The following is a 26,846-nucleotide window of genomic DNA, read 5'->3' on the forward strand; positions in this document are numbered from 1 at the left end:
CTTGGTACGCGGTCACCCTCACCCCCTGCCCTCTCCCGCAGCCGCGGGAGAGGGAGGAATGCATCAAAGAGGGATGTTCCCGTGCTTGCGCCACGGGTTTTCCAGCTTCTTGTCCTTGAGCATCGCCAGCGAGCGGCAGATGCGCTTGCGCGTCTCGTGCGGCTGGATGACGTCGTCGATGTAGCCGCGGGCGCCGGCCACGAAGGGGTTGGCGAAACGCGCCTTGTATTCGGCTTCGCGCGCGGCGAGCTTGGCCGGGTCGGCCTTGTCTTCGCGGAAGATGATCTCGACCGCGCCCTTGGCGCCCATCACCGCGATCTCGGCGTTGGGCCAGGCGAAGTTGACGTCGCCGCGCAGGTGCTTGGAGCTCATCACGTCGTAGGCGCCGCCGTAGGCCTTGCGCGTGATGACGGTGATCTTGGGCACCGTGCACTCGGCATACGCGTACAGCAGCTTGGCGCCGTGCTTGATGATGCCGCCGTACTCCTGCGAGGTGCCGGGCATGAAGCCGGGCACGTCGACGAAGGTCACGACCGGGATGTTGAAGGCGTCGCAGAAGCGCACGAAGCGCGCCGCCTTGATGCTGCTCTTGATGTCCAGGCAGCCGGCCAGGACCATCGGGTTGTTGGCGACGATGCCGACGGCCTCGCCGTTCATGCGGCCGAAGCCGACGACGATGTTCTTGGCGTTGTCGGGCTGGATCTCGAAGAACTCGCGGTCGTCGACCACCTTCGTGATCAGCTCCTTCATGTCGTAGGGCTTGTTCGGGTTGTCCGGAACCAGCGTGTCCAGCGACTCGTCGATGCGCTCCGCCGGGTCGCCGCTGGGGCGCACCGGGGCGCGCTCGCGGTTGTTCAGCGGGATGTAGTTGAAGAAGCGGCGCAGCATCAGGATCGCCTCGACGTCGTTGTCGAAGGCGAGGTCGGCGACGCCGCTCTTGGTCGTGTGGGTGATCGCGCCGCCCAGCTCCTCGGCGGTGACTTCCTCGTGCGTCACGGTCTTCACGACGTCCGGGCCGGTGACGAACATGTACGAGCTGTCCTTCACCATGAAGATGAAGTCGGTCATCGCCGGCGAGTACACGGCGCCGCCGGCGCAGGGGCCCATGATCAGGCTGATCTGCGGCACGACGCCGGAGGCCATCACGTTGCGCTGGAAGACCTCGGCATAACCGCCCAGCGAGGCCACGCCTTCCTGGATGCGTGCGCCGCCCGAGTCGTTCAGGCCGATGACCGGGGCACCGACCTTCATCGCCTGGTCCATGATCTTGCAGATCTTCTCGGCGTGCGCTTCCGACAGCGCGCCGCCGAAGACGGTGAAGTCCTGGCTGAAGACGAACACCAGGCGGCCGTTGATCATGCCGTAGCCGGTGACGACGCCGTCGCCCGGGATCGTCTTGCCGGCCATGCCGAACTCCGTGCAGCGGTGTTCGACGAACATGTCCCATTCCTCGAACGTGCCTTCGTCGAGCAGCAGCTCGATGCGCTCGCGTGCCGTCAGCTTGCCCTTGGCATGCTGCGAGTCGATGCGCTTCTGGCCCCCGCCCAGGCGGGCGGCGGCGCGCTTCTTCTCGAGTTGTTCGATGATGTCGTGCATGAAGTCTGTCTCCTCGGTCAGTCCATCAGGTCGAGCAGGCGGCGCGCCGCCACCGAGGCGGCCAGCCGCCCGGAGAGCACGTCGTCGGTGATCGCCGGCAGCGCGTCGCGCACCGCCGGGTGTTGCTTGAAGCGCTGGCGCAGGCCGGCTTCGATGCGGTCCCACATCCAGGCTTCGTCCTGCGCGCGGCGGCGTGCGGCGAGCCGGCCGCTGGTGCGCTGGCGCTCGTTGAAGCCCGAGACCGCGGCCCAGAATTCGTCGAGCCCGCTGCCCTTCAGCGCGCTGAGCTGCAGCACCTGCGCCGGGGCGGCGGCGTGCGGCCCCAGGAAACGCAGCGCGCTGGTGATCTGGGCCCGGGCGCGCGTCGCGGCGTCGGGGTCGAGGTCGGCCTTGTTGATGACCACCAGGTCGGCCAGCTCCATCACGCCCTTCTTGATCGCCTGCAGGTCGTCGCCGGCGTTGGGCAGCTGCAGCAGCACGAACATGTCGGTCATGTTGGCGACCGCGGTCTCGCTCTGGCCGACGCCGACGGTCTCGACGATGACGACGTCGTGGCCGGCGGCCTCGCAGACCAGCATCGCCTCGCGCGTCTTCTCGGCCACGCCGCCCAGCGTGCGGCCGGCCGGGCTGGGGCGGATGAAGGCGCGCTCGTCGGAGGACAGCCGCTCCATGCGCGTCTTGTCGCCGAGGATCGAGCCGCCGGAGACGCTGGACGAGGGGTCGACGGCGAGCACCGCGACGCGGTGGCCGCGGCCGATCAGGTGCAGGCCCAGCGCTTCGATGAAGGTGCTCTTGCCCACACCGGGCACGCCGCTGATGCCCAGGCGCAAGGCGCGCCCGGTGTGCGGCAGCACGGCGTTGAGGAGTTCGTCGGCGCGCAGGCGGTGGTCGGCGCGCGTGGACTCCAGCAGCGTGATGGTCTTGGCCAGCGCGCGCCGCTGCATCGGCCCCGCGGGGCCGAGCAAGGACGCGAGCAGCGCCTGGTCGGGGTCAGGCATGGACTTCTCGAGACGGCGGCGACGGGCTCAGCCCAGCGCCTTCTTGATCTGCTCGAGCACGTCCTTGGCGCTGGCCGGGATCGGCGTGCCGGGGCCGTAGATGCCCTTGACGCCGGCCTCGAAGAGGAAGTCGTAGTCCTGCTGCGGGATCACGCCGCCGGCGAAGACGACGATGTCGTCGCCGCCCTGGGCCTTCAGCGCGTTGATGATCGCCGGCACCAGCGTCTTGTGGCCGGCGGCCAGCGTGCTGACGCCGACCGCGTGCACGTCGTTCTCGATCGCCTGGCGCGCGCATTCCTCGGGCGTCTGGAACAGCGCGCCGATGTCGACGTCGAAGCCCAGGTCGGCGAAGGCCGTGGCCACGACCTTGGCGCCGCGGTCGTGGCCGTCCTGGCCCAGCTTGGCGATCATCACGCGCGGGCGGCGGCCCTGCTGTTCGGCGAACTCGTCGATCTCGGCCTTGAGCTTGTCCCAGCCCTCGGCGCTGTCGTAGGCGGCTGCGTACACCCCGGTCACCTTCTGGATGTCGGCGCGGTGGCGCCCGTAGACCTTCTCCAGCGCGTCGCTGACCTCGCCGACGGTGGCGCGCACGCGCATCGCGTCGATGGCCAGGCCGAGCAGGTTGCCTTCGCCGCTGTGCGCGGCGGCGGTCAGCGCTTCCAGCGCGGCCTGCACCTTGGCGCCGTCGCGTGCGGCGCGCACCTGCGTCAGGCGGGCGATCTGCGCGTCGCGCACCTTGACGTTGTCGACCTCGAGGATCTCGACCTTGTCCTGCTTGGTGTTGCGGTACTTGTTGACGCCGACGATGACGTCCTGGCCGGAGTCGATGCGCGCCTGCTTCTCGGCGGCGCTGGCCTCGATCTTCAGCTTGGCCCAGCCCGAGTCGACGGCGCGGGTCATGCCGCCCATGGCCTCGACTTCCTCGATGATCGCCCAGGCCTTGTCGGCCATGTCCTGGGTCAGCTTCTCCATCAGGTAGCTGCCGGCCCACGGGTCGACAACCTTCGTGATCTGGGTCTCTTCCTGGATGATCAGCTGGGTGTTGCGGGCGATGCGCGAGCTGAACTCGGTGGGCAGCGCGATCGCCTCGTCGAAGCTGTTGGTGTGCAGGCTCTGCGTGCCGCCGAAGACCGCGGCCATCGCCTCGACCGTCGTGCGCACGATGTTGTTGTACGGGTCCTGCTCGGTGAGGCTCCAGCCCGAGGTCTGGCAGTGCGTGCGCAGCATCAGGCTCTTGGGCTTCTTCGCGTTGAAGCCCTTCATGATGCGGCACCACAGCAGGCGCGCGGCGCGCATCTTGGCGATCTCGAGATAGAAGTTCATCCCGATCGCCCAGAAGAAGCTCAGGCGACCGGCGAACTCGTCGACGTCCAGGCCACGCGCGATGGCGGTCTTCACGTACTCCTTGCCGTCGGCCAGCGTGAAGGCGAGTTCCAGCGCCTGGTTCGCACCCGCCTCCTGCATGTGGTAGCCGGAGATCGAGATCGAGTTGAACTTCGGCATCTGGCGTGCCGTGTACTCGATGATGTCCGCGACGATCCGCATCGAAGGCTCGGGCGGATAGATGTACGTGTTGCGGACCATGAACTCCTTGAGGATGTCGTTCTGGATGGTCCCCGACAGCTGGTCCTGGGCGACGCCCTGCTCCTCGGCGGCGACGACGTAACCGGCGAGCACCGGCAGCACCGCGCCGTTCATCGTCATCGAGACGCTGACCTTGTCCAGCGGGATGCCGTCGAACAGGATCTTCATGTCCTCGACCGAGTCGATCGCCACGCCGGCCTTGCCGACGTCGCCGGTGACGCGCGGATGGTCGCTGTCGTAACCGCGGTGCGTGGCCAGGTCGAAGGCCACCGACACGCCCTGGCCGCCGGCGGCCAGCGCCTTGCGGTAGAAGGCGTTCGACTCCTCGGCGGTGGAGAAGCCGGCGTACTGGCGGATGGTCCACGGGCGCACCGCGTACATCGTCGCCTGCGGGCCGCGGATGAAGGGCTCGAAGCCCGGCAGCGTGTCGGCGTAGGGCAGGTCGGCGGTGTCGGCCGCGGTGTACAGCGGCTTGACGGTCAGGCCCTCGGGCGTCTGCCAGTTCAGCGCCTCGACGTCACCACCCGGCGCGGACTTGGCGGCAGCCTTGTGCCATTGTTCGAGGGACGACGGGGCGAACTCGCCGCTCTCGCGCGGGTCGGGGCTGTTGCTCATCGAGATGTCTCCTGCTGTGCAAGCCGCCGGGCCCGCTGTCATGAATAATTATAAATTCCTGCGTCCGACACGATCCTGACACGTCGGTTAACGGCGCCCCCCCGAGACCGGGTTCGGCGCCCACCCGGGCCTTCGCAGGCTTCGTGAGCACCCGCGCTCGCCCGCTGCAGGCGGGACACCCAGGCGATGGCCGCTAGCCTCGCCGACGCCAACCGAACGGACCCGGCTCGCGGCCCGGCACCCGAAGGCGAGGCGACGACTTGCACCACGCCGGAGCTGCGATTTTGGGGTTTTCCCTAGAACCAAGGCACCTGGCACATCCGATGCGTGATGCAAAATTATGAATTCAGATCCACCCTCGGCCCCGCCGACCACCCTGCCCCGCTCGCCTGTGGCCGACGTCCCGCACCGCCCCGATGCCCGCCCGCTGTCACCCCGCGCCCTCTACGAGGAAGTCGCGGAACGGCTGCGCCAGCAGATTTTCTCCCGCCGGCTCGAACCCGGCAGCTGGATCGACGAACTGAAGCTGTGCGCCGAGTTCGGCATCAGCCGCACGCCGCTGCGCGAGGCGCTGAAGGTGCTGGCCACCGAAGGCCTGGTGACGATGAAGGTGCGCCGCGGCGCCTACGTCACCGAGATGTCCACCGCCGACGTCGCCCAGGTCTACCACCTGCTCGCGCTGCTGGAGAGCGACGCCGCGGCCACCGTGGCCACCCGCGCCGACGAGGCCCACCGCGAGCGCCTGCGCCGCCTGCATGCGCGGCTGGAGACCGAGACCGGCGATCGCGACGTCTTCTTCGCGACCAACGAGGAGTTCCACATGGCGCTGCTCGACGCGGCCGGAAACCGCTGGGCGACCCAGGTGGTGACCGACCTGCGCAAGGTCATGAAACTCAACCGCCACCACTCGCTGTTCAAGCACGGGCGCATCGAGGAGTCGCTGGCCGAGCACCGTGCGCTGGTCGAGGCGATCCTCGCCCGCGACGGCGAGGCGGCGCGACGGCTGATGCACGCGCACTTCGACAACGGGCTCGCGGCCGCGGCTTGACCGCCGTTAGGCTCGGGTCAGACGCGCGGCCCACACTGGCAAGACTTCACGACGAGGACCACCAGGCATGAAGATCCACGAATACCAGGCCAAGGAACTGCTGCGCGCGCACGGGGTGCCGGTGCCGCGAGGTTATGCGGCATTCACGGTGCAGGAAGCGCTGGAGGCGGCGCAGAAGCTCGGCGGCTCGGTGTGGGTGGTCAAGGCCCAGATCCACGCCGGCGGGCGCGGCAAGGGTGGCGGCGTCAAGCTCGCACGTTCGCTGGCCGAGGTCGAGACGCTGGCCTCGCAGATCCTGGGCATGCAGCTCGTCACCCACCAGACCGGCCCCGAGGGCCAGAAGGTGCGCCGGCTGCTGGTCGAGGAAGGCGCCGACATCCGCAAGGAGTACTACGTCGCCGCGCTCACCGACCGCGCGACGCAGAAGGTGGCGCTGATGGCGTCCTCCGAAGGCGGCATGGACATCGAGGAGGTGGCGCACGCCACGCCGGAGAAGATCCTCAAGGTCTTCGTCGACCCGCTGGTGGGCCTGACGGAAGCCCAGGCGCGTGAACTGGCGGTGGGCATCGGCGTGCCCGAGGCCAGCCAGGCGCAAGCGGTCGACGTGTTCCAGAAGCTCTACGCCTGCTACATGGCCAGCGACGCCAGCCTCGCCGAGATCAACCCGCTGATCCTCGAAGGCCACGGCGGCATCAAGGCGCTGGACGCGAAGTTCAACTTCGACGCCAACGCGCTGTTCCGGCATCCGGAGATCGTCGCCTACCGGGATCTGGACGAAGAGGACCCGGCCGAGGTCGAGGCCAGCAAGTTCGACCTCAGCTACATCAGCCTGGACGGCAACATCGGCTGCCTGGTCAACGGCGCCGGCCTGGCGATGGCGACGATGGACACCATCAAGCTCTTCGGCGGCGAGCCGGCGAACTTCCTGGACGTCGGCGGCGGCGCGAGCGCCGAGAAGGTCACCGAGGCCTTCAAGATCATGCTGAAGAACCCCGAGGTGAAAGGCATCCTCGTCAACATCTTCGGCGGCATCATGAAGTGCGACACCATCGCCGAAGGCGTCATCGCCGCGTGCAAGGCGGTGAACCTGCAGGTGCCGCTGGTGGTGCGCATGAAGGGCACCAACGAGGACCTGGGCAAGAAGATGCTGGCCGACTCGGGCCTGCCGATCATCGCCGCCGACACGATGGCCGAAGCGGCCACCGCGATCGTCAAGGCCGTCCAGTAATCCGCGAAGCAGGAAGATCCCATGAGCATCCTGATCAACAAGGACACCCGCGTCATCACGCAGGGCATCACCGGCAAGACGGGCCAGTTCCACACCCACATGTGCCGCGACTACGCTAACGGCCGCAACTGCTTCGTCGCCGGCGTGAACCCGAAGAAGGCCGGCGAGGACTTCGAGGGCATCCCGATCTACGCCAGCGTCAAGGAAGCGGCGGCGCAGACCGGCGCCACCGTCAGCGTCATCTACGTGCCGCCGGCCGGCGCCGCGGCGGCGATCTGGGAAGCGGTGGAAGCCGAGCTGGACCTGGCGATCTGCATCACCGAAGGCATCCCGATCAAGGACATGCTCGAGGTGCGCAACCGGATGAAGGCCAAGGAAGCCGCCGGCGGCAAGAAGACGCTGCTGCTGGGGCCGAACTGCCCGGGAACGATCACGCCCGAGGAGATCAAGATCGGCATCATGCCGGGCCATATCCACAAGAAGGGCCGCATCGGTGTCGTGTCGCGCTCGGGCACGCTGACCTATGAAGCGGTGGCGCAGCTCTCCGAACTCGGCATCGGCCAGAGCAGCGCGGTGGGCATCGGCGGCGACCCGATCAACGGGCTCAAGCACATCGACGTGATGCGCCTGTTCAACGAGGACCCGGACACCGACGCGGTGATCATGATCGGCGAGATCGGCGGCCCCGACGAAGCCGACGCGGCGCGCTGGTGCAAGGAGCACATGAAGAAGCCGGTGGTCGGCTTCATCGCCGGCGTCACCGCGCCGGCGGGCAAGCGCATGGGCCATGCCGGCGCGCTGATCTCCGGCGGCGCCGACACGGCGGATGCCAAGCTGGCGATCATGGAGGAGTGCGGCTTCACGATCACGCGCAACCCGTCCGAGATGGGGCGGCTGCTGCAGAAGCTGATCTGAGCGGCACGCGCCGCCACTGAATGAGGCCCGGCACGTCCGGGCCTCGGTGTTTCAGGCCGTCTCGTCGCGCGCGCGTTCCAGCGCCGCCGGCATCGCCTGGCGCAGCACGACGGCCAGCGGATGCGGGCTGGTGGCCAAGGGGTGGCGCAGCGTGTCGGCACCCAGCTCGGCAAAAGCCGGCGTGATCGCCCAGCGCCGGGCGGCGCGGCCGAAAAGCCGGTAGGCGCGGCGTTCGAGCGCGGCGCAGAAGGCTTCGCTCGGCGGCGCGGGCGCGGTGCCACCGCGGTCAAGCAGGTTCAGCGCTGCCGTCCAGCCGCTGTCGTGCAGCAGCCCGGTGAGGTAGGCGTCGAACACCGGCACGCCCTCGGCGCGCAGCGCGCACTCCGCGGCCAGCGCCTCGGAATGAGCCCACAGGCGGGCGCCGGCGCTGCGGCTCCAGGGGCCGGGCGCATGGTCGTAGATCGGCTTGAGCACGACGCGCGCGATGACCGTCTGCAGCCCCTGCACGCCGATCAGCGAGATCGATTGCTGCAGGTCGGCGGCCTCGCCACGGCCACGGTAGTAGGCGCTGCCGGCCAGCTTGAGCACCTCGGCGGTCAGCACGACGTCGCGCGAGACACGCTGCGCCATCGCCGGGACCGGCAGCTGGTCGCCCTGACGCAGCATCGCCAGCAGCTGCGGCACCAGCGCCGCGGCCCGCGGCAGCAGGTCCTCGGGCAGGCCGGGCTGGGCGAGCACTGCGTCGATGGCCTCCAGCGCCCGGGCCTCGGCGGCGGTCGCCGGGCCGGCGGCCGGCGCCTCGGCACCGAGCAGCCAGCACAGCAGCGGAACCGGGGGCGCCGCAGGGGGCGTCTGGCCGATCGCGGCGGCAGGCGCCGCCGCATCGGGCCGCAGGGCCGGCACCGGGACTGCCGCACGCGTCGCCTCGCGGCGCCGCGGCGCGAACAGCCGGGCCAGCCAGCTCATCGCCGGTTCGTCAGCGTTGCGCGAGCGGCGGGACGTCGCGGCGCGGCGAACCGACGAAGAGCTGGCGCGGACGGCCGATCTTGTACTCGGGGTCGCCGATCATCTCGTTGAGCTGGGCGATCCAGCCCACCGTGCGCGCCAGCGCGAAGATGGCGGTGAACAGCGAGACCGGGATGCCGATCGCGCGCTGCACGATGCCCGAGTAGAAGTCGACGTTCGGGTAGAGCTTGCGGGCGACGAAGTACTCGTCTTCCAGCGCGATCTTCTCGAGCGACATCGCGAGCTTGAACAGCGGGTCGTTCTCCAGGCCCAGCGCACCCAGCACCTCGTGGCAGGTCTCGCGCATCAGCTTGGCGCGCGGGTCGTAGTTCTTGTAGACCCGGTGGCCGAAGCCCATCAGCTTGACGGAGGAGTTCTTGTCCTTCACCTGCTTGATGAACTCGCCGATCTTCTCGACGCCGCCGTTGCGCTGGATGTCCTCCAGCATGTTCAGCGCCGCCTCGTTGGCGCCGCCGTGTGCCGGGCCCCAGAGGCAGGCCACACCGGCGGCGATCGCCGCGAACGGGTTGGTGCCCGAGCTGCCGCACAGGCGCACCGTCGAGGTCGAGGCGTTCTGCTCGTGGTCGGCGTGCAGGATGAAGATGCGGTCCATCGCGCGCACCAGCACCTCGTTGGGCTCGTAGTCCTCGCACGGCGTCGCGAACATCATGCGCATGAAGTTCCCGGCGTACGAGAGCTTGTTGCGCGGGTAGACGTAGGGCTGGCCCTCGCCGTACTTGTAGGCCATCGCGACCAGCGTCGGCATCTTGGCGATCAGGCGGATCGCCGCGATGTCGCGGTGCTTCGGGTTCGTGATGTCGGTGCTGTCGTGATAGAAGGCCGACAGCGCGCCGACGAGGCCCGTCAGCACCGCCATCGGGTGCGCGTCACGACGGAAGCCGCGCAGGAAGAACTGCATCTGCTCGTGCACCATCGTGTGCTCGGACACGAGCTTGTGGAAGTCCTTCTGCTTCTGCTCGTTCGGCAGCTCTCCGTAGAGCAGCAGGTAGCAGGTGTCGAGGAAGTCGCACTGCGTGGCGAGCTGCTCGATCGGATAGCCGCGGTACAGCAGCTCCCCCTTGTCACCGTCGATGTAGGTGATCGTCGACTGGCACGACGCGGTGCTCAGAAAGCCCGGGTCGTAGGTGAACTTGCCGGTCTGGCCGTAGAGCTTGCGGATGTCGATGACATCCGGGCCGATGCTGCCCTTGTACAGGGGCAGGTCGATGCTCGGGCTGCCGTCCGAGAACGACAGGGTGGCTTTCACGTCGGAGGGGGTCATGTCGAGGCCTTTCTTGAGCTCAGGCGGAAGCAGGGACGGTGGGACGGCGCAGTTGCGCCAGCACCTCGTGCACTTCAGGTCGATCCAGCTCGCCCTGCAGCTCACGACGGCCGAGCAGCAGGTCGAGCAGATCGTTGTCCGGCAGGTCCATCAGGGCCATCAGCCCCTGGGCCTGCCGCTTCGTGATCGTCGCCTCGTGATCACGGAAGAAACGTTCGACGAAGAGGTCGTTCTCCAGCAGGCCTCGGCGGCAGCGCCAGCGCAGCCGGCCGAGATCGGTGGGGTCCAGACGTTCGTCCATGAGCCGTAGTCGCTTTTCTTGTCTCAGATGGCGCGGCGGACCATCATTTCCTTGATCTTGGCGATCGCCTTCGTCGGGTTCAGCCCCTTCGGGCAGACGTCGACGCAGTTCATGATCGTGTGGCAGCGGTACAGGCGATACGGGTCCTCGAGGTTGTCGAGGCGCTCGCTGGTCGCCTGGTCGCGGCTGTCGGCGATGAAGCGGTAGGCCTGCAGCAGGCCGGCCGGGCCGACGAACTTGTCCGGGTTCCACCAGAAGCTCGGGCAGGCCGTCGAGCAGCTGGCGCACAGGATGCACTCGTACAGGCCGTTGAGCTCGTCGCGCTCCTCGGGCGACTGCAGCCGCTCGGTCTCGGGCGGGCGCTCGTCGTTGATCAGGTACGGCTTGATCGAGTGGTACTGCTTGAAGAAGTTCGTCATGTCCACGATCAGGTCGCGGATCACGGGCAGGCCCGGCAGCGGGCGCAGCACGACGGTGCCCGGCAGCGTGCGCATGTTGGTCAGGCACGCGAGGCCGTTCTTGCCGTTGATGTTCATCGCGTCGGACCCGCACACGCCTTCGCGGCAGCTGCGGCGGAAGCTGAGCGACGGGTCGACCGCCTTCAGCTTGATCAGCGCGTCCAGCAGCATGCGTTCGCTGCCGTCGAGCTCGACCTGCAGCGTCTGCATGTAGGGCTTGGCGTCCTTGTCCGGGTCGTAGCGGTAGATCTGGAACGTACGGAGCGTCATGTCGGAACCTGTGCCTTAGAACGAACGGACCTTGGGCGGAACGCTGTCGACGCTCAGCGGCTTGAGGTTGACCGGCTTGTATTGCAGCCGGCTGCCTTCGCTGAACCACAGCGTGTGCTTGAGCCACTCCTCGTCGTTGCGGCCGTTCGGGTGTTGCGGGGTGTCGCCGTAGTCGTTGACGGTGTGCGCGCCGCGGCTCTCGTGGCGGGCGGCGGCCGAGACGATCGTCGCCTGCGCGGCCTCGATCAGGTTGTCGACCTCCAGCGCCTCGATGCGCGCGGTGTTGAACACCTTGCTCTTGTCCTTCAGGCCGATGGCCTTCACACGCTCGGCGATGGCGGCGATCTTCGTCACGCCCTCGTCCATCACGGCCTGCGTGCGGAACACGCCGGCGTGCTGCTGCATCGTCTTGCGGATGTCGTTGGCGACGTCCTGGGCGTATTCGCCCGAGGTCGAGGCCTCCAGGCGGGCCAGGCGCTCGAGCGAGCGGTCGGCAGCGTCAGCCGGCAGGTCCTTGTGGTTGCGGCTGGCCAGCGCGCTGGCGACGATGTGGTTGCCGGCGGCACGGCCGAAGACCAGCAGGTCGAGCAGCGAGTTCGTGCCCAGGCGGTTGGCGCCGTGCACGCTGACGCAGGAGCACTCGCCCACCGCGTAGAAGCCGTTGACCACCTCGTTGGGCTTGTCGCCCTTGGGCACGACGACCTGACCGTGGATGTTGGTCGGGATGCCGCCCATCTGGTAGTGGATCGTCGGCACGACGGGGATCGGCTCCTTCGTGATGTCGACGTTGGCGAAGTTGTGGCCGATCTCGTAGACCGAGGGCAGGCGCTTCAGGATCGTCTCGCCGCCCAGGTGGGTCATGTCGAGGTTGATGTAGTCCTTGTTCGGACCGCAGCCCCGGCCTTCCTTGATCTCCTGGTCCATGCAGCGCGAGACGAAGTCGCGCGGCGCGAGGTCCTTCAGCGTCGGCGCGTAGCGCTCCATGAAGCGCTCGCCGTTGGCGTTGCGCAGGATCGCGCCTTCGCCGCGGCAGCCTTCGGTCAGCAGCACGCCGGCGTTGTGCACGCCGGTCGGGTGGAACTGCCAGAACTCCATGTCCTGCAGCGGCACGCCGGCGCGTGCGGCCATGCCCAGGCCGTCACCGGTGTTGATGAAGGCGTTGGTGCTGGCGGCGTAGATGCGGCCGGCGCCGCCGGTCGCGAACAGCGTGCACTTGGCCTGCAGCACGTGCACTTCACCGGTCTCCATCTCGAGCGCGGTGACGCCGAGCACGTCGCCGTCGGCGTCGCGGATCAGGTCCAGCGCCATCCACTCGACGAAGAAGTTGGTGCGTGCCTTGACGTTCTGCTGGTACAGCGTGTGCAGCATCGCGTGGCCGGTGCGGTCGGCCGCGGCGCAGGCGCGCTGCACCGGCTTCTCGCCGTAGTTGGCGGTGTGGCCGCCGAACGGGCGCTGGTAGATCGTGCCGTCCGGGTTGCGGTCGAACGGCATGCCGAAGTGCTCGAGCTCGTAGACGACCTTCGGCGCCTCGCGGCACATGAACTCGATCGCGTCCTGGTCGCCGAGCCAGTCGGAGCCCTTGACGGTGTCGTAGAAGTGGAAGTGCCAGTTGTCCTCGGACATGTTGCCGAGGCTGGCGCCGATGCCGCCCTGGGCCGCGACGGTGTGCGAACGCGTCGGGAACACCTTGGACAGCACGGCGACGTTGAGGCCGGCGCGGGCCAGTTGCAGCGAGGCGCGCATGCCGGAACCGCCGGCACCGACGATGACGACGTCGAACTTGCGCTTGGGAAGATGGGCGAGGGCCATCGTCAGAGTCTCCAGAGCACTTGCACGGCCCAGCCGGCGCAGCCGACGAGCCAGACGATGGACAGCACCTGCAGCGCCAGGCGGATGCCGGCGGGCCTGACGTAATCCATCCAGATGTCGCGGATGCCGATCCAGGCATGCCACGCGAGCGACACGATGACGACGAAGGTCAGGACCTTCATCCATTGCGCCGAGAAGATGCCTGCCCAGCGGTCGTAGCCGAGCGGGCCCGGCGCGAGCAGCTGCACCAGCAGCACGAAGGTGAACAGCGCGATCAGCGCCGCGGTGATGCGTTGCGCGAGCCAGTCGCGCGCACCGTAGTGAGCGCCGACGACGAGGCGCTCGGGACCGTAGTTCTTGGACATGGGAAAGACCTCAGTACAGGCCGAACAGCTTGGCGCCCAGCAAGGCGGTGAGCGGCAGGCTCAGCGCGAGCGTCACGATGGCCGAGGAGCGGCCGCTCTGCTTGGAGTAGGCGTGCGAGACGTCCATCCAGAGGTAGCGGATGCCGGCGATGAGGTGGTGCAGATAGGCCCAGATCAGCGCCAGCACGACGAGCTTCACCAGGAACGCGGGCACGAAGCCGACGCCGGCGACGAAGGCCGAGGTGAAGGTGTCGAACGAGATTTCGGAGGTCAGGCTGTTGTCGAACAGCCAGATGACGAAGGGCAGCAACACGAACATCAGGGCGCCGCTGATGCGGTGCAGGATCGACACGAAGCCGGCGAGCGGCAGCCGGTAGCTGGCGATCTGCGAGATGTGGATGTTGCGATAGACCGGGCGTTGGGTACTTGCCATGGGGGTTGTCCTGTTTGTTCGCGCCGGCGTCGCTGCTTTGCGGCAACGCAAAGAGTCTAATTCCAGCGCGGCAGGCTTACACGGAACTGGGCGGTTCAGGAAAGCTCGTTGCGGTAGTGATGGGAAGACGTGTTGTAAAGCCCGCGCCGCAGTTCGACGGGCCGGTCTCCGTAGGTGAAGGACAAACGCTCGACCGACAGCAGCGGCGCACCCAGGGGCATCGCCAAGGCTTCGGCTTCCTCCTGCGCCGCGCCGACGGCGCGGATCTTCTCTTCGGCCCGGATCATCCGGACCCCGAATTCGGTTTCGAACAGACGGTACATCGGCCCGCGCCAGCCTTGCAGGCGCTCGATGCTCAATCCCTTGAACGGCGTGCCGGGCAGCCAGATGTCGTCGAGCACGACCGGCCGGCCGTCGGCCAGCAGCAGGCGGCGCAGTTGCACCGCGGTCTCGCCCGCCTTCAGGTCGAGCGCACGCGCGACGTCCTGCGGCGCACGCATGCGGCGGCAGTCCAGCAGCCGGCGCTGCATGCCGCCGGCGCCGCCGTCGTCGGGGCGCAGGCGCAGGAAGCGGTACTGCACACGCTCCTCGGCATGGGTGGCGACGAAGGTGCCCTTGCCCTGGCGGCGGATCAGCAGGTTCTCGGTGGCCAGTTCGTCGATCGCCTTGCGCACCGTGCCCTGGCTGACCTTGAAGCGCGCCGCCAGCTCCATCTCGCTGGGGATGGCGTCACCGGGCTTCCACTCACCGGTTTCGAGGCTGCGCACGAGCAGACCCTTGATCTGCTGGTACAACGGGCTGAAGGACGGGGTGGGGTCGGCGACCGGAGCGGCGTCGGGCATGGCTCGATTGTCTTACATAAGACATAAGAGTGGTGTCAGCGCCGTCGCTAAAATGTCCAGCGCCTCGACCAACACCCCATCCTGAGGAGCCTCCCCATGAGCAAGAAGCCCGTCCGCGTGGCCGTTACCGGCGCCGCCGGCCAGATCGGTTATGCCCTGCTGTTCCGTATCGCCTCGGGCGAGATGCTGGGCAAGGACCAGCCCGTCATCCTCCAGCTCCTCGAACTGCCGATCGAGAAGGCCCAGGAAGCGCTGCGCGGCGTGATGATGGAACTCGAGGACTGCGCCTTCCCGCTGCTGGCCGGCATGGAAGCCCATTCCGACCCGATGACCGCCTTCAAGGACACCGACTACGCGCTGCTCGTCGGCGCCCGTCCGCGCGGCCCCGGCATGGAGCGCGCCGACCTGCTGGCCGCCAACGCCCAGATCTTCACCGCCCAGGGCAAGGCGCTGAACGCCGTCGCCTCGCGTGACGTCAAGGTGCTGGTCGTCGGCAACCCGGCCAACACCAACGCCTACATCGCGATGAAGAGCGCGCCGGACCTCAAGCCCGGCAACTTCACCGCCATGCTGCGCCTGGACCACAACCGCGCCGCCAGCCAGATCGCCGCCAAGACCGGCAAGCCGGTCTCGGCGATCAAGAAGCTGGCCGTCTGGGGCAACCACAGCCCGACGATGTACGCCGACTACCGCTTCGCGACCATCGACGGCGCCTCGGTCAAGGACACGATCAACGACCAGGCCTGGAACAAGGACGTGTTCCTGCCGACCGTCGGCAAGCGCGGCGCGGCGATCATCGCCGCCCGAGGCGTGTCCTCGGCCGCCTCGGCCGCCAACGCCGCCATCGACCACATGCGCGACTGGGCCCTGGGCACCCACGGCGAATGGGTCACGATGGGCGTGCCCAGCAACGGCGAATACGGCATCCCGAAGGACGTCATGTTCGGCTTCCCGGTGACCTGCGAGAACGGCGAATACAAGATCGTCGAAGGCCTGCCGATCGACGAGTTCTCGCAAGCCTGCATCGACAAGACGCTGGCCGAGCTCATCGGCGAGCGCGACGCCGTCCAGGACCTGCTCTGACGGCAGCGGCGGGCGCTTGCGCGGATCGCGCCGCGCCCCCAACAATCGACGGCGCCCGGCAACGGGCGCCGTTTTCGTTTCCCCGACCGGAAGACGCGATGACCGAGCTTGTCCACCCCCGCCAGGCGCTGTTCGACCCCGACGAGCTCGTCGCCCCGGCGCTGCCGGTCTGCGACCACTACAGCGGCGTCGAGGCACGCATGCGCAAGAGCCTGGCGCTGCAGGCCGAGCTCGGCCCGATCTTCGACGTCACGCTCGACGGCGAGGACGGCGCACCGGTCGGCGGCGAACTCGAGCACGCGGCGCTGATGGCCGAACTCGTCGCCGGGCCGGACAACCGCTACGGCCGCGTCGGCATCCGGCTGCAGGCCGTCGACCACCCGCGTTTCGAGCAGGTGGCCGAACTCGTCGTCGGCCGCGTCGGCGCTCGCCTGGCCTATCTGATGATCCCCAAGCCGCGCGGCCTGGCCGACTTCGAGCGCGCCGCCGCCGTCGTCGACGAGGCCTCGCGCCGCCACGGCCTGGCGCGCACGATCCCGCTGCACGCGATGGTCGAGACCCACGGCGCGCTGCGCGAGGTGCAGGCGCTCGCCGCGCACCCGCGTGTCGAGTCGCTGTCCTTCGGGCTGATGGACTTCGTCTCGGCGCACCGCGGCGCGATCCCGCAGAGCGCGATGGGCGTCGAGGGCCAGTTCGAGCACCCGCTGGTCCTGCGCGCCAAGCTCGACATCGCCGCCGCCTGCCACGGCTGGGGCAAGGTGCCCTCGCACTGTGTCGTCACCGAGTTCAAGGACGAGAAGGCGATCGCCGCGGCCGCCGAGAAGGCCGCGCGACGGCTGGGCTACACGCGCATGTGGAGCATCCACCCGTCGCAGATCCGGCCGATCGTCGACGCCTTCGCGCCGACCACCGCCGAAGTCGACCAGGCGATCGAGATCGTCTTCGCCGCCCAGGCCGCCGGCTGGGCGCCGATCCGCCACCGCGACACGCTGCACGACCGCGCCAGCTACCGCTACTTCTGGCAGGTGCTGGAGCGCGCCCACCAGACCTCCGCCCGCGACGGCGCGCAACTGCCCGCCGAGGTGCGCCGCGCCTTCTTCGCCGATGCCTGAGCCGTCGATCCCCCCGATGCTCGCCTCAAGTCTTATATAAGACATAAAATACAGGAGGCGAGGCCGGGGGCCCGCCCCGAAACCCGCCCTGCCGCAGGAGAACGCCCGTGCTGACCGCCTACCGCCAACATGTCGCCGAACGCGCCGCGCTCGGCATCCCGCCGCTGCCGCTGGACGCCGCGCAGACCGCCGCGCTGATCGAGCTGATCCAGAACCCGCCCGCCGGCGAGGAGACCTTCCTGCTGGATCTGCTGACCCACCGCGTGCCGCCGGGCGTCGACGACGCCGCCAAGGTCAAGGCCTCGTTCCTGGCCGCCGTCGCGCACGGCGACCTGAAGGTCGGCCTCGTCTCCAAGGCCAAGGCCACCGAGCTGCTGGGCACGATGGTCGGCGGCTACAACGTGCATCCGCTGATCGAACTGCTGGACGACGCCGAGGTCGCCGATGTCGCCGCCGCGGGCCTGAAGAAGACCCTGCTGATGTTCGACTACTTCCACGACGTCGCCGAGAAGGCGCGCGCCGGCAACGCCCGGGCCAAGGAAGTCATCCAGTCCTGGGCCGACGCCGAGTGGTTCACCTCGCGCCCCGAGGTGCCGAAGTCGATCACCGTCAGCGTCTTCAAGGTGCCCGGCGAGACCAACACCGACGACCTGTCGCCGGCGCCCGACGCTTGGAGCCGCCCGGACATCCCGCTGCACTACCTGGCGATGCTGAAGAACACGCGCCCCGACGCGGCCTTCAAGCCCGAGGAAGACGGCAAGCGTGGCCCGATGAGGTTCATCGACGAGCTGAAGGCCAAGGGCCACCTCGTGGCCTACGTCGGCGACGTCGTCGGCACCGGCTCGTCGCGCAAGAGCGCGACCAACAGCGTCATCTGGGCCACCGGCCAGGACATCCCGTTCGTGCCGAACAAACGTTTCGGCGGCGTCACACTGGGCGGCAAGATCGCGCCGATCTTCTTCAACACCCAGGAAGACTCGGGTTCGCTGCCGATCGAGGTCGACGTCTCCAAGCTCGAGATGGGCGACGTCATCGAAGTCCTGCCCTACGACGGCAAGCTGCTGAAGAACGGCGAGACCGTCGCCGAGTTCCAGCTCAAGAGCGAGGTCCTGCTCGACGAGGTGCGTGCCGGCGGCCGCATCAACCTGATCATCGGCCGCTCGCTGACCGCCAAGGCGCGCGAGTTCCTCGGCCTGCCTGCGTCGACCACCTTCCGCCTGCCGGTCGCGCCGCAGGACAGCGGCCGCGGCTTCACGCTGGCGCAGAAGATGGTCGGCCGCGCCTGCGGCCTGCCCGAAGGCCGGGGCATCCGCCCGGGCACCTACTGCGAGCCGCGAATGACCACCGTCGGCAGCCAGGACACCACCGGCCCGATGACGCGTGACGAGCTGAAGGATCTGGCCTGCCTGGGCTTCAGCGCCGACCTCGTGATGCAGAGCTTCTGCCACACCGCCGCCTACCCGAAGGCGGTCGACGTGAAGATGCACCGCGAGCTGCCGCAATTCATCTCCAGCCGCGGCGGCGTCGCGCTGCGCCCGGGTGACGGCGTCATCCACAGCTGGCTGAACCGCCTGCTGCTGCCCGACACCGTCGGCACCGGCGGCGACAGCCACACGCGTTTCCCGATCGGCATCTCGTTCCCGGCGGGCTCGGGCCTCGTCGCCTTCGGCGCCGCCACCGGCGTGATGCCGCTGGACATGCCGGAGTCGGTGCTGGTGCGCTTCAAGGGGCAGATGCAGCCCGGCGTCACGCTGCGCGACCTGGTGCACGCGATCCCGCTGTACGCCATCAAGGCCGGCCTGCTGACCGTCGAGAAGAAGGGCAAGAAGAACATCTTCAGCGGCCGCGTGCTCGAGATCGAAGGCCTGCCGCAGCTGAAGGTCGAACAGGCGTTCGAACTCTCCGACGCCTCGGCCGAACGTTCGGCCGCCGGCTGCACGATCAAGCTCGACCAGGCACCGGTCATCGAGTACCTGAAGAGCAACGTCGTGCTGATGAAGAACATGATCGCCGACGGCTACCAGGACAAGCGCACGCTGGAGCGCCGCATCCAGGCCGTCGAGGCCTGGCTGGCGAATCCGCAGCTGCTGGAGGCCGACGCCGACGCCGAGTACGCCGCGGTCATCGAGATCGACCTCGCCGACATCAAGGAGCCGATCGTCTGCTGCCCGAACGACCCGGACGACGCGAAGTTCATGTCCGAGGTCTCCGGCACGAAGATCGACGAAGCCTTCATCGGCTCGTGCATGACCAACATCGGCCACTTCCGCGCCGCGGCCAAGCTGCTGGGCGGGGCGCGCGACATCCCGGTCAAGCTGTGGGTCGCGCCGCCGACCAAGATGGACCAGAACGAGCTCGTCAAGGAAGGCCACTACGCCACCTTCGGCACCGCCGGCGCGCGCACCGAGATGCCCGGCTGCAGCCTGTGCATGGGCAACCAGGCGCAGGTGAAGGAAGGCGCGACGGTGATGTCGACCTCGACGCGCAACTTCCCCAACCGCCTGGGCAAGAACACCAACGTCTTCCTCGGCTCGGCCGAATTGGCCGCGGTGTGCTCGCGCCTGGGCCGCATCCCGACGCTGGCCGAGTACCACGAGGCGATGGGCATCATCAACCAGGACGCCGCGAGCGTGTACCGCTACATGAACTTCGACCAGATCGCCGAATACGCGGAGACGGCGAAGACGGTCACGGTCTGAGCGCCGTACCACGCCAAACCCGAAGCCCGCCGCAACCGGCGGGCTTTTTTTCGTCTTCTCGGGGTCAGGTCTTGCCTTTTGCATCGCGGCCGTTCGAGGTGCCCGTGCCGCGGGCCGGGATGCAAAAGGCAAGACCTGACCCCACGGCATCGTGACCCCACGGCATCGTGCGGTTTGCTACCCTCGCGCCTTTCGCCCCAACGCGCCGTCGCGTGGCCTGCCACCGCGGCGCTCCCCGTGCCGTGATCCGTCCGCCTGCTGCCACCGGCCCCGCCCTGCCCGCCCGCGTCTCCGTTCCGAGGCCTTGATGTCGCCGCTGGTGAAGAAGATCGCGCTCGGCGCGGGCGCCGTCGTCGGCGCGCTGGTCCTGGTGTTCGTCATCGCCGTCGTCTGGTACTCGACGCGGCTGCCGTCGCTGGACGAGGTGCTGGACTACCGCCCGCGCCAGCACCTGCAGGTGTTCACCGCCGACGGCGTCGAGATCGCGCAGTTCGGCACCGAGCGCCGCGTCTTCGTGCCGATCGAGAAGGCACCGAAGCTGATGCAGGACGCGGTGCTGGCCGTCGAGGACTGGCGCTTCCGCGAACACGGCGGCATCAGCGGCCGCGCGCTGCTGCGTGCGCTGTGGGCCAACCTCACCAGCGGCATGCCACAGGGCGCGAGCACGATCACGCAGCAGGTCGCGCGCACCTTCTTCCTGTCGACCCGGCGCACGCCCGAACGCAAGATCAAGGAGGCGCTGCTGGCGCTGGAGATCGAGCGGCGCCTGTCCAAGGACCAGATCCTCGAGCTCTACCTGAACCAGATCTACCTCGGCCAGCGCGCCTACGGCTTCGGCGCCGCGGCCCAGGTCTACTTCGGCAAGACGCTCGACCAGCTCGACGTCGCCGAGGCGGCGATGCTCGCCGGCCTGCCGCAGAACCCGGGTTACGCCAACCCGATCACCAACCTCGAACGCGCCAAGCGCCGTCAGGCCATCGTGCTGCAGCGCATGCTGGACACCGGCGTCATCGACGAGAAGGCCTACCGCCAGGCGCTGGACGAACCGCTGGCCGTGCGCAAGCCCGGCGAGGTCGAGGTGCACGCCGCGCACGTCGCCGAGATGGCGCGCCAGGCGGTCGTCGAGCGCATCGGCGACAAGGCCTACACCCAGGGCATCCGCGTCTACACCTCGCTGCACGCCGCCGACCAGGAGGCGGCGTACAAGGCGCTGCGCCGCGCGGTGCTGGCCCACGAGACGCGCCAGCCCTGGCGCGGCCCCGAAGGCCACGAGGACCTGCCGGCCGGCGGCGACCTCGAACGTGCCGCCGCCCAGGCGCTGCGCGACCACAACGACGACGAGGACCTGCGCGTGGCCGTCGTCACCGAAGCCAGCCCGAAGGAAGTGGTCGCGGTGCTGGCCAGCGGCGAGACGGTGCGCGTCACCGGCGCCGGCCTGCGCGCCGCGGCCCCGGGGCTGCAGCCCAAGGCCAAGGAGGCGCTGGCGATCACGCGCGGCTCGGTGATCCGGCTGGCCGGGCGCACGCGCGGCGAACGCACCGACTGGAGCATCGCCCAGTGGCCGCGCGCCGAAGGCGCTTTCGTCGCGCTCGACCCGAAGACCGGCCGCGTGCGCGCGCTGGTCGGCGGCTTCGACTTCGGCACCCAGCAGTTCAACCACGTGACGCAGGCCTGGCGCCAGCCGGGTTCGTCGTTCAAGCCCTTCCTGTACTCGGCGGCCTTCGAGGCCGGGCTGATGCCCGACACCGTCGTCGACGACGCGCCCTGGTCGGGCAGCGACGCCAACGGCAACCCCGGCGGCTGGGACCCGAAGAACTCCGACGGCCGCTACGACGGCCCGATCACGCTGCGCGAGGCGCTGACGCGGTCGAAGAACATGGTCAGCATCCGCGTCGTGCGCCAGCTGGGCATCGCCGAGGCGCTGCAGTGGACCGCCCGCTTCGGCTTCGACCCCAAGCGCCAGCCCGACAACCTGACGCTGGCGCTGGGCGCCGGCAGCACGACGCCGATGCAGCTCGCGTCGGCCTACGCGGTGTTCGCCAACGGCGGCTGGCGCGTGACCCCCACCGTCATCGAACGCATCACCGACGCCGACGGCAAGACGATCTGGCAGGCGCCGCCGCCGCCCGCGCTGGACGAGGACTCGCGCGCCGTGCCGGCCCGCAACGTCTTCCTCGTCAACAGCCTGCTGAGCGACGTGACGCGCGCGGGCACTGCGGCACGCGCCCAGGCCAGTCTCAAGCGCCCGGACCTCTACGGCAAGACCGGCACCACCAACGACGCCGTCGACGCCTGGTTCGCCGGCTTCCAGCCGGGTGTCGTCGCGGTCGCCTGGATGGGCTACGACGAACCGCGCAGCCTGGGCAGCGGCGAGTCCGGCGGCGGCCTGGCGCTGCCGATGTGGATCGACGCGATGCAGGTCATGCTGCGCGGCGTGCCGGTGGCGACGCCCGAGCCGCCCGAAGGCGTGGTGCACGGCGCACAGGACTGGCGTTATGCCGAATGGGCCGAACACGCGCCGGTGGAGCGCCTGCTCGACGCCGCCGAAGCCGAACCGGCGGCACCGGCGGCATCGGCCGCCGCGTCGGCAGCGCCGCCGGCCGCGGCCGCGGCCTCCGTGCCGGGCTCGGCGGCGGCGCGCTGAGCGCCGGGGTCAGGGCTCAGGGCTCGACGCTGTCGAGCTGCCCGTAGGCGTGCGCCATCCAGAGCTTCAGGCGCTGGCGCTCCATCATGCCCAGGCCCGGGCCGTCGATCGTCGAGACGTTCTTCGCCGCCCAGAAGCTGGCGTTGCGGGCGTCGATCTTCTGCACCACGGCGTCGTGCAGCCGGCGCAGCGAGATCACCTTGGCGCCCAGGCCCAGCGCACGTTCGAGCTGACCTGAACGTTCGAGCTGGCCGAAGTCGTCGCCGCGCAGCTCGTTCTTGACGATCACGTACTGCACACGCTGGCCGAAACGCTCCAGCAGCCGCGCCAGCAGGTCGACCGAGTCGCGGCCGCTGTCCATCACGTGCCAGGCGTGGAGCGCGATGCCCGACAGGTCGGCCATGTCGAGCACGCCGGATTCGTCCATCCAGCGCACCAGCGGCTCCTGGGTCTGCGCCGCCAGGTCGACGAGCACACGCCGGCCGGGCTGCTCGACGGCAGTCTCGACGATGCGGTCCAGCGCCTCGTAGCGGTCGATCAGCGCCGGCGACGCGAACTCGGCATAGAAGCGCAGCAGCGCGCCGTGCGAGCGGTCGGTGTCGAAGCCGACGAACGGCAGTTCGTGGTCGATGAAGTACTGCGCCAGCAGCCGCGAGACCATCGACTTGCCGACGCCGCCCTTCTCGCCGCCGATGAGGTGGATCTTCGAGACCTGTTGGGTCTGCAGGGTGGGCACGTCTTCCATGCCACCGATTGTGCCGCCGGGCCTGCCGCGGCACGATGTTTCGGGGTGAAACGGCGGCGGGTGGCGGGGTCAGGTCTTGTGAGACCTGACCCCAGACTTGCGGCTGGCGGGGTCAGGTCTTGCGAGACCTGACCCCAGGCTTCCGCGGCTGACGGCGGGGTCAGGTCTTGGGCGGGAGGGGTCAGGAGGGGTCAGGTCTTGTGAGACCTGACCCCAGACTTCTGACCCCAGACTTCCGGACTTCGCCGATCCTCGCCGTCGCAGCCTCAGTCCGGCGCCACCTGCTCCGCCCAGTCGTACAGCGCCTCCAGGATCGACTGCGCGCGCTCGTCGTCGCGCTCGGCGGCGGCCTCGGCCAGCTCGTCGATGCGCTCGGCATAGGCCTGCAGCGTCAGCACGCCGCCGGCGCCGGCTATCAGGCGCGCGTGGCGGTGCGCCGCCCAGCGCTCGCGCTCGTCGGCGTCCAGCGTGTCGGCGAAGTTGCGCGCGCGGTAGCGGAACAGCAGCTCGTCCAGCCGCGGGTCGTCGAAAGCCGGGCGGCGCGAGGCCAGCGCCGCGCCGTCCAGCCCGCGCAGGCGCTGCAGCTGGCGCCGGTCCTCGTCGCCGAGGAAGCCGCCGTACAGGTCTTCGTCGACGTCCACCGGCCCGCCAGCCGCCGGTTTCACGAAGACCTGGGCCCACAGCGGCTCCAGCGTGCGGCCCAGCGCGGCAGCACGCTCGGCGTGCACCAGCGCGCGCTCCAGGTCCAGGCCCCAGCGCTCGCGCGCCGGGCCCAGCGTCTTCAGGTTGCCGATGACGACCGGCGACTTGTTCAGGTGGACGGTCTTGATCGGCAGCCGGGTCTCGCCGGCGGCGGCCAGTTCCTCGGTCTTGGTGTACATCCGCCGGCGCACGGTCTCGGCGTCCAGCGACGCCAGTTCGGCCGGGTCCTGCGCCAGGTCCCAGACGATCAGCTCGTTGCGGTTCGTCGGGTGCGGCGCCAGCGGCCAGACGACGGCCATGCAGCCGTTCTCGACGCCGTACATGCCCGACAGGTGCAGGAACGGCCGGCCGACGCCGATCTCGGTGCGCACCGCGTCCTTGTGGCGCAGCTTCAGGCAGAAGTCCCAGAGCCGCGGCTGGCGCTGGCGGATCAGCCGCGCCAGCGCGATCGTCGCGCGCACGTCGGACAGCGCATCGTGCGCCGCCTCGTGCGCCAGGCCGTTGGCCGCCGTCAGGTGCTCGAGCTTGAACGAGGGCCGGCCGTCCTCGTGCTTGGGCCACTCGATGCCCTCGGGGCGCAGCGCCCAGCAGCAGCGCACGACGTCCAGCAGGTCCCAGCGGCCGCAGCCGTTCTGCCATTCGCGCGCGTAGGGGTCGATCAGGTTGCGCCAGAAGAGGAAGCGCGTGACCTCGTCGTCGAAGCGGATGCTGTTGTAGCCGACGCCGATCGTGCCGGGCGCGGCCAGCGCGGCCTCGATGCGCGCGGCGAACTCGCGCTCGGCGACGCCTTCGGCCAGCGCCTGCTGCGGCAGGATGCCGGTCAGCAGGCAGCTCTCGGGGTCGGGCAGCGTGTCGGTCGGCGGCTGGCAGAACCACATCGCCGGCGCGCCGATCTCGTTGAGTTCGGCGTCGGTGCGGATGCCGGCGAACTGCGCCGGCCGGTCGCGCCGCGGCACGCGGCCGAAGGTCTCGTAGTCGTGCCAGAAGAAGGTGGTCTCAGCCATCGCGGCACGATAGCGCATCGCCTGCGCCGGGGCGCCCACGGCGCCCCGGCGGCCGCTCAGGCCGTGCGCTTGCGCGCCGCGGTCTTGCGTGCCGGCGCCTCGGCCGCCGGCGGGGTGGCCGGCGCCGCCTGCAGCGCCTCGGCCAGGCCGATCAGCACGCCGCTGACCATCGCCGTGTAGCTGTCGGCCAGCGCCTGCGCGGCGCGCACCGAGGCGTGGCGCGTGCTGCGCATCGCGGCCTGCATCTGCTCGGCCACCTGCTCGGCAGTCAGCGAGGCCTGCACGCCCGACAGCGTGCCGCCGGCCTGCAGCCGTTCGAGCACCGGCCCCCAGGCCGCGGCGACACCGCCGCCGGTGCCGGCGGCGCTCTTCTTCAACGCCGCGAACAGCGTGTCCTCCATCTTGTCGAGGTCGTCGAGCGCCTTCTGCAGATGCTTCTCGCGCAGGTCGGCGCCCTGCTGCACCAGGCGCTGCAGCGCGACGCGGTTGGCTTCCACGGCCTTCAGCACCGCGGCGTCGAGCCCGGCGACGGCGCTGTCGAGCAGCGCCGTCGGGTCGACGCCGGCCCCCGTGTTGCGCGCCACGCCGAGGCTGGCAGCGTCGCCGACGGCCTTGACCGTCGCACGCAGATTCTTCAGCGTCAGCTCGCGGCCCTGCAGCGCGGTCAACGCGGTCTGCGTCACCGCCTGGCGCAGCTGTTCGCCCTGCTGGGCGGTGGCGGTCTCGAACATCGCGATCAGCGCTTCGGCGTCGAACATCGGCTTGGCCATCGTCTGCTCCTGTGGTGGAGCGCCGATGCTGGCACCGGCCAACGGCAGCGGCAAGACGGGGCGACACGCGGGCGCTGACGCGGCTCAAGCGCCCGGCCGGGGGCGCGGCCTAAGGTCACCGACGAAACCGCTGCGGGAGGGTGCGATGCCGACTCGTCGACGCGTGATGACCTACGGCGCGCTGCTGGCCGGCGGCGCCCCGCTCGCCGGCTGCGACGACGGCGACGTGCAGCAGGCCACGGCGCTGCTGCAGCGCCGCCTGGCACTGCCCGGCAGCGTCGACGGCCACGAGCGCCTGCGCGCGCTGGTGCACGCGGCGACGCTGGCCCCGTCCAGCCACAACACGCAGTGCTGGCGCTTCGTGCTCGGCCGCGACTCGATCCGCATCGAGCCCGACTTCACGCGGCGCTGCCCCGCCGTCGACCCCGACGACCACCACCTCTTCGTCTCGCTGGGCTGCGCCACCGAGAACCTGGTGCTGGCCGCGCTCGCGCACGGGCTGCAGGCCGAGCCGCAGGTCGGCCGCGACGGGCGGATCGAGGTGGCGCTGGCGCCGACACGGCCGCAGCTCGCCACGCGTTATGCCGCCATCCCGCAGCGCCAGACCACCCGCGGCCCGTTCGACGGCCATCCGCTGCCCGCCGCCACCTGGCGCCAGCTGGAGGACGCCGCGGCCGGCAACGGCGTGAACACGCACCTGGTCAGCGACACCGCGGGCCTCGAACGCCTGCTCGACGCCGTGGCCGCCGGCCACCGCGCGCAGTTCTCCGACGCCGCCTTCGTCGACGAGCTGGTGCAGTGGCTGCGGTTCGACGCCGACGAAGCCGCGGCCAGCGGCGACGGGCTGTTCGTCGGCTGCAGCGGCCGCCCCAGCCTGCCGCCCTGGCTGGCGCGGCGGCTGGTGCGCCGTTTCCTCGGTGCCAGAGCCGAGACCGACCTCGCCGCCGAACAGCTGCGCAGCAGCGCCGGCGTGCTGATCCTCGCCTCCGACGCCGCGGCGGGGCCGGCGGGCTGGGTCGGCGTCGGCCGCGCGTTCCAGCGCCTGGCACTGGAGGCCACCGCCGCCGGGCTGCAGCTCTCGCTGCTGAACCCTCCGGTGGAGGTGGCCGCGCTGCGCGCGCCCTTCGCCGCGGCCTTCGGGCTGGGCACGCTGCGGCCGGACCTGGTGGTGCGCATCGGCCGCGGCGAGCGCCTGCCGGACTCGCTGCGCCGGCCGCCGGCCGCCGTCCTGGCCTGACACGGCCCCGGCGCGTGCAGCGTTTTCGAATCCGGCATTCAATCGCGCCGTCACGATGCCGCCGCGCGCCGCGGCAGCATCGGCATCCCCTTCAGACGGAG

The 26,846-nt window shown here is 69.7% G+C and carries 22 protein-coding genes; 8 read left to right on the forward strand and 14 right to left on the reverse strand.

The features are described from left to right. Positions 1-63: 63 nt before the first annotated feature. The 3 genes from RBXJA2T_RS09725 to scpA are packed head-to-tail and all read right to left on the reverse strand — an operon-like array spanning position 64 to position 4,793. The gene (locus RBXJA2T_RS09725) at positions 64-1,596 is read right to left on the reverse strand and encodes an acyl-CoA carboxylase subunit beta (protein WP_009857185.1); all 1,533 of its coding nucleotides are present in this window, start codon (positions 1,594-1,596) and stop codon (positions 64-66) included. 17 nt (positions 1,597-1,613) lie between these two features. Continuing rightward, complete coding sequence (gene meaB, locus RBXJA2T_RS09730; RefSeq protein WP_009857186.1) at positions 1,614-2,594, reverse strand: methylmalonyl Co-A mutase-associated GTPase MeaB; 981 nt, start codon at positions 2,592-2,594, stop codon at positions 1,614-1,616. 27 nt (positions 2,595-2,621) lie between these two features. Next, positions 2,622-4,793 (reverse strand): methylmalonyl-CoA mutase, encoded by a 2,172-nt coding sequence (gene scpA / locus RBXJA2T_RS09735; RefSeq protein WP_009857187.1) that lies wholly within the window; start codon positions 4,791-4,793, stop codon positions 2,622-2,624. A gap of 391 nt (positions 4,794-5,184) precedes the next feature. On the opposite strand from scpA, the gene RBXJA2T_RS09740 reads away from it, so the two are divergent. The 3 genes from RBXJA2T_RS09740 (at position 5,185) to sucD (ending at position 7,984) form a co-directional block, all read left to right on the forward strand. After that, positions 5,185-5,841, forward strand: a complete 657-nt coding sequence (locus tag RBXJA2T_RS09740; RefSeq protein ID WP_009857188.1) for a GntR family transcriptional regulator — start codon at positions 5,185-5,187, stop codon at positions 5,839-5,841. 67 nt (positions 5,842-5,908) lie between these two features. Beyond that, positions 5,909-7,069, forward strand: coding sequence for an ADP-forming succinate--CoA ligase subunit beta (gene sucC, locus RBXJA2T_RS09745; RefSeq protein ID WP_009857189.1), 1,161 nt, complete (start codon positions 5,909-5,911; stop codon positions 7,067-7,069). A 21-nt stretch (positions 7,070-7,090) separates the two neighbouring features. Continuing rightward, the gene (gene sucD / locus RBXJA2T_RS09750) at positions 7,091-7,984 is read left to right on the forward strand and encodes a succinate--CoA ligase subunit alpha (protein WP_009857190.1); all 894 of its coding nucleotides are present in this window, start codon (positions 7,091-7,093) and stop codon (positions 7,982-7,984) included. 51 nt (positions 7,985-8,035) lie between these two features. On the opposite strand, the gene RBXJA2T_RS09755 is transcribed toward sucD, so the two are convergent. From RBXJA2T_RS09755 to RBXJA2T_RS09790, 8 genes are all read right to left on the reverse strand, one after another. After that, positions 8,036-8,950: an HDOD domain-containing protein gene (locus RBXJA2T_RS09755; RefSeq protein WP_009857191.1), complete on the reverse strand. Its 915-nt coding sequence runs from the start codon at positions 8,948-8,950 to the stop codon at positions 8,036-8,038. 10 nt (positions 8,951-8,960) lie between these two features. Continuing rightward, positions 8,961-10,271, reverse strand: a complete 1,311-nt coding sequence (gene gltA / locus RBXJA2T_RS09760; RefSeq protein ID WP_009857192.1) for a citrate synthase — start codon at positions 10,269-10,271, stop codon at positions 8,961-8,963. Positions 10,272-10,290: 19 nt separating this feature from the next. Further along, the gene (locus RBXJA2T_RS09765) at positions 10,291-10,572 is read right to left on the reverse strand and encodes an FAD assembly factor SdhE (RefSeq protein ID WP_009857193.1); all 282 of its coding nucleotides are present in this window, start codon (positions 10,570-10,572) and stop codon (positions 10,291-10,293) included. A gap of 23 nt (positions 10,573-10,595) precedes the next feature. Next, the gene (locus RBXJA2T_RS09770; RefSeq protein ID WP_009857194.1) at positions 10,596-11,300 is read right to left on the reverse strand and encodes a succinate dehydrogenase iron-sulfur subunit; all 705 of its coding nucleotides are present in this window, start codon (positions 11,298-11,300) and stop codon (positions 10,596-10,598) included. A gap of 15 nt (positions 11,301-11,315) precedes the next feature. After that, positions 11,316-13,109 (reverse strand): succinate dehydrogenase flavoprotein subunit, encoded by a 1,794-nt coding sequence (gene sdhA, locus RBXJA2T_RS09775; protein WP_009857195.1) that lies wholly within the window; start codon positions 13,107-13,109, stop codon positions 11,316-11,318. Between the two features lie 2 nt (positions 13,110-13,111). Beyond that, complete coding sequence (gene sdhD, locus RBXJA2T_RS09780) at positions 13,112-13,474, reverse strand: succinate dehydrogenase, hydrophobic membrane anchor protein (RefSeq protein WP_009857196.1); 363 nt, start codon at positions 13,472-13,474, stop codon at positions 13,112-13,114. A 10-nt stretch (positions 13,475-13,484) separates the two neighbouring features. Then, the gene (gene sdhC, locus RBXJA2T_RS09785; RefSeq protein WP_009857197.1) at positions 13,485-13,907 is read right to left on the reverse strand and encodes a succinate dehydrogenase, cytochrome b556 subunit; all 423 of its coding nucleotides are present in this window, start codon (positions 13,905-13,907) and stop codon (positions 13,485-13,487) included. 95 nt (positions 13,908-14,002) lie between these two features. Continuing rightward, positions 14,003-14,749, reverse strand: coding sequence for a GntR family transcriptional regulator (locus tag RBXJA2T_RS09790; RefSeq protein ID WP_009857198.1), 747 nt, complete (start codon positions 14,747-14,749; stop codon positions 14,003-14,005). A 96-nt stretch (positions 14,750-14,845) separates the two neighbouring features. Here RBXJA2T_RS09790 and RBXJA2T_RS09795 point away from each other — a divergent pair, with 96 nt between their 5' ends. The 4 genes from RBXJA2T_RS09795 (at position 14,846) to RBXJA2T_RS09810 (ending at position 22,287) form a co-directional block, all read left to right on the forward strand. After that, complete coding sequence (locus tag RBXJA2T_RS09795) at positions 14,846-15,832, forward strand: malate dehydrogenase (RefSeq protein WP_009857199.1); 987 nt, start codon at positions 14,846-14,848, stop codon at positions 15,830-15,832. Positions 15,833-15,930: 98 nt separating this feature from the next. Beyond that, positions 15,931-16,944: an HpcH/HpaI aldolase/citrate lyase family protein gene (locus RBXJA2T_RS09800; RefSeq protein WP_009857200.1), complete on the forward strand. Its 1,014-nt coding sequence runs from the start codon at positions 15,931-15,933 to the stop codon at positions 16,942-16,944. A gap of 107 nt (positions 16,945-17,051) precedes the next feature. Next, positions 17,052-19,643, forward strand: coding sequence for a bifunctional aconitate hydratase 2/2-methylisocitrate dehydratase (gene acnB / locus RBXJA2T_RS09805; protein ID WP_009857201.1), 2,592 nt, complete (start codon positions 17,052-17,054; stop codon positions 19,641-19,643). Positions 19,644-19,950: 307 nt separating this feature from the next. Further along, positions 19,951-22,287, forward strand: a complete 2,337-nt coding sequence (locus RBXJA2T_RS09810; protein WP_009857202.1) for a penicillin-binding protein 1A — start codon at positions 19,951-19,953, stop codon at positions 22,285-22,287. A gap of 16 nt (positions 22,288-22,303) precedes the next feature. Here the strand turns inward: RBXJA2T_RS09810 and RBXJA2T_RS09815 are convergent, their stop codons facing one another. The 3 genes from RBXJA2T_RS09815 to RBXJA2T_RS09825 all read right to left on the reverse strand — a co-directional run bounded on the left by RBXJA2T_RS09815 (position 22,304) and on the right by RBXJA2T_RS09825 (position 25,508). Beyond that, positions 22,304-23,032, reverse strand: a complete 729-nt coding sequence (locus RBXJA2T_RS09815) for a P-loop NTPase family protein (RefSeq protein ID WP_009857203.1) — start codon at positions 23,030-23,032, stop codon at positions 22,304-22,306. Between the two features lie 266 nt (positions 23,033-23,298). Beyond that, positions 23,299-24,738 carry an exodeoxyribonuclease I gene (gene sbcB, locus RBXJA2T_RS09820; RefSeq protein ID WP_029719077.1) on the reverse strand — a complete coding sequence of 480 codons (1,440 nt, stop codon included), beginning with the start codon at positions 24,736-24,738 and terminating at the stop codon, positions 23,299-23,301. Positions 24,739-24,794: 56 nt separating this feature from the next. Further along, entirely contained in the window at positions 24,795-25,508 is a 714-nt protein-coding gene (locus RBXJA2T_RS09825; RefSeq protein WP_009857205.1) for a DUF6781 family protein, read from the reverse strand. Positions 25,509-25,653: 145 nt separating this feature from the next. On the opposite strand from RBXJA2T_RS09825, the gene RBXJA2T_RS09830 reads away from it, so the two are divergent. Then, positions 25,654-26,745, forward strand: a complete 1,092-nt coding sequence (locus tag RBXJA2T_RS09830; protein WP_029719078.1) for an Acg family FMN-binding oxidoreductase — start codon at positions 25,654-25,656, stop codon at positions 26,743-26,745. Positions 26,746-26,846 lie beyond the last annotated feature (101 nt).

The sequence above is a fragment of the Rubrivivax benzoatilyticus JA2 = ATCC BAA-35 genome (assembly GCF_000190375.1).
In the GTDB taxonomy this organism is placed as follows: Bacteria; Pseudomonadota; Gammaproteobacteria; order Burkholderiales; family Burkholderiaceae_C; genus Rubrivivax; species Rubrivivax benzoatilyticus.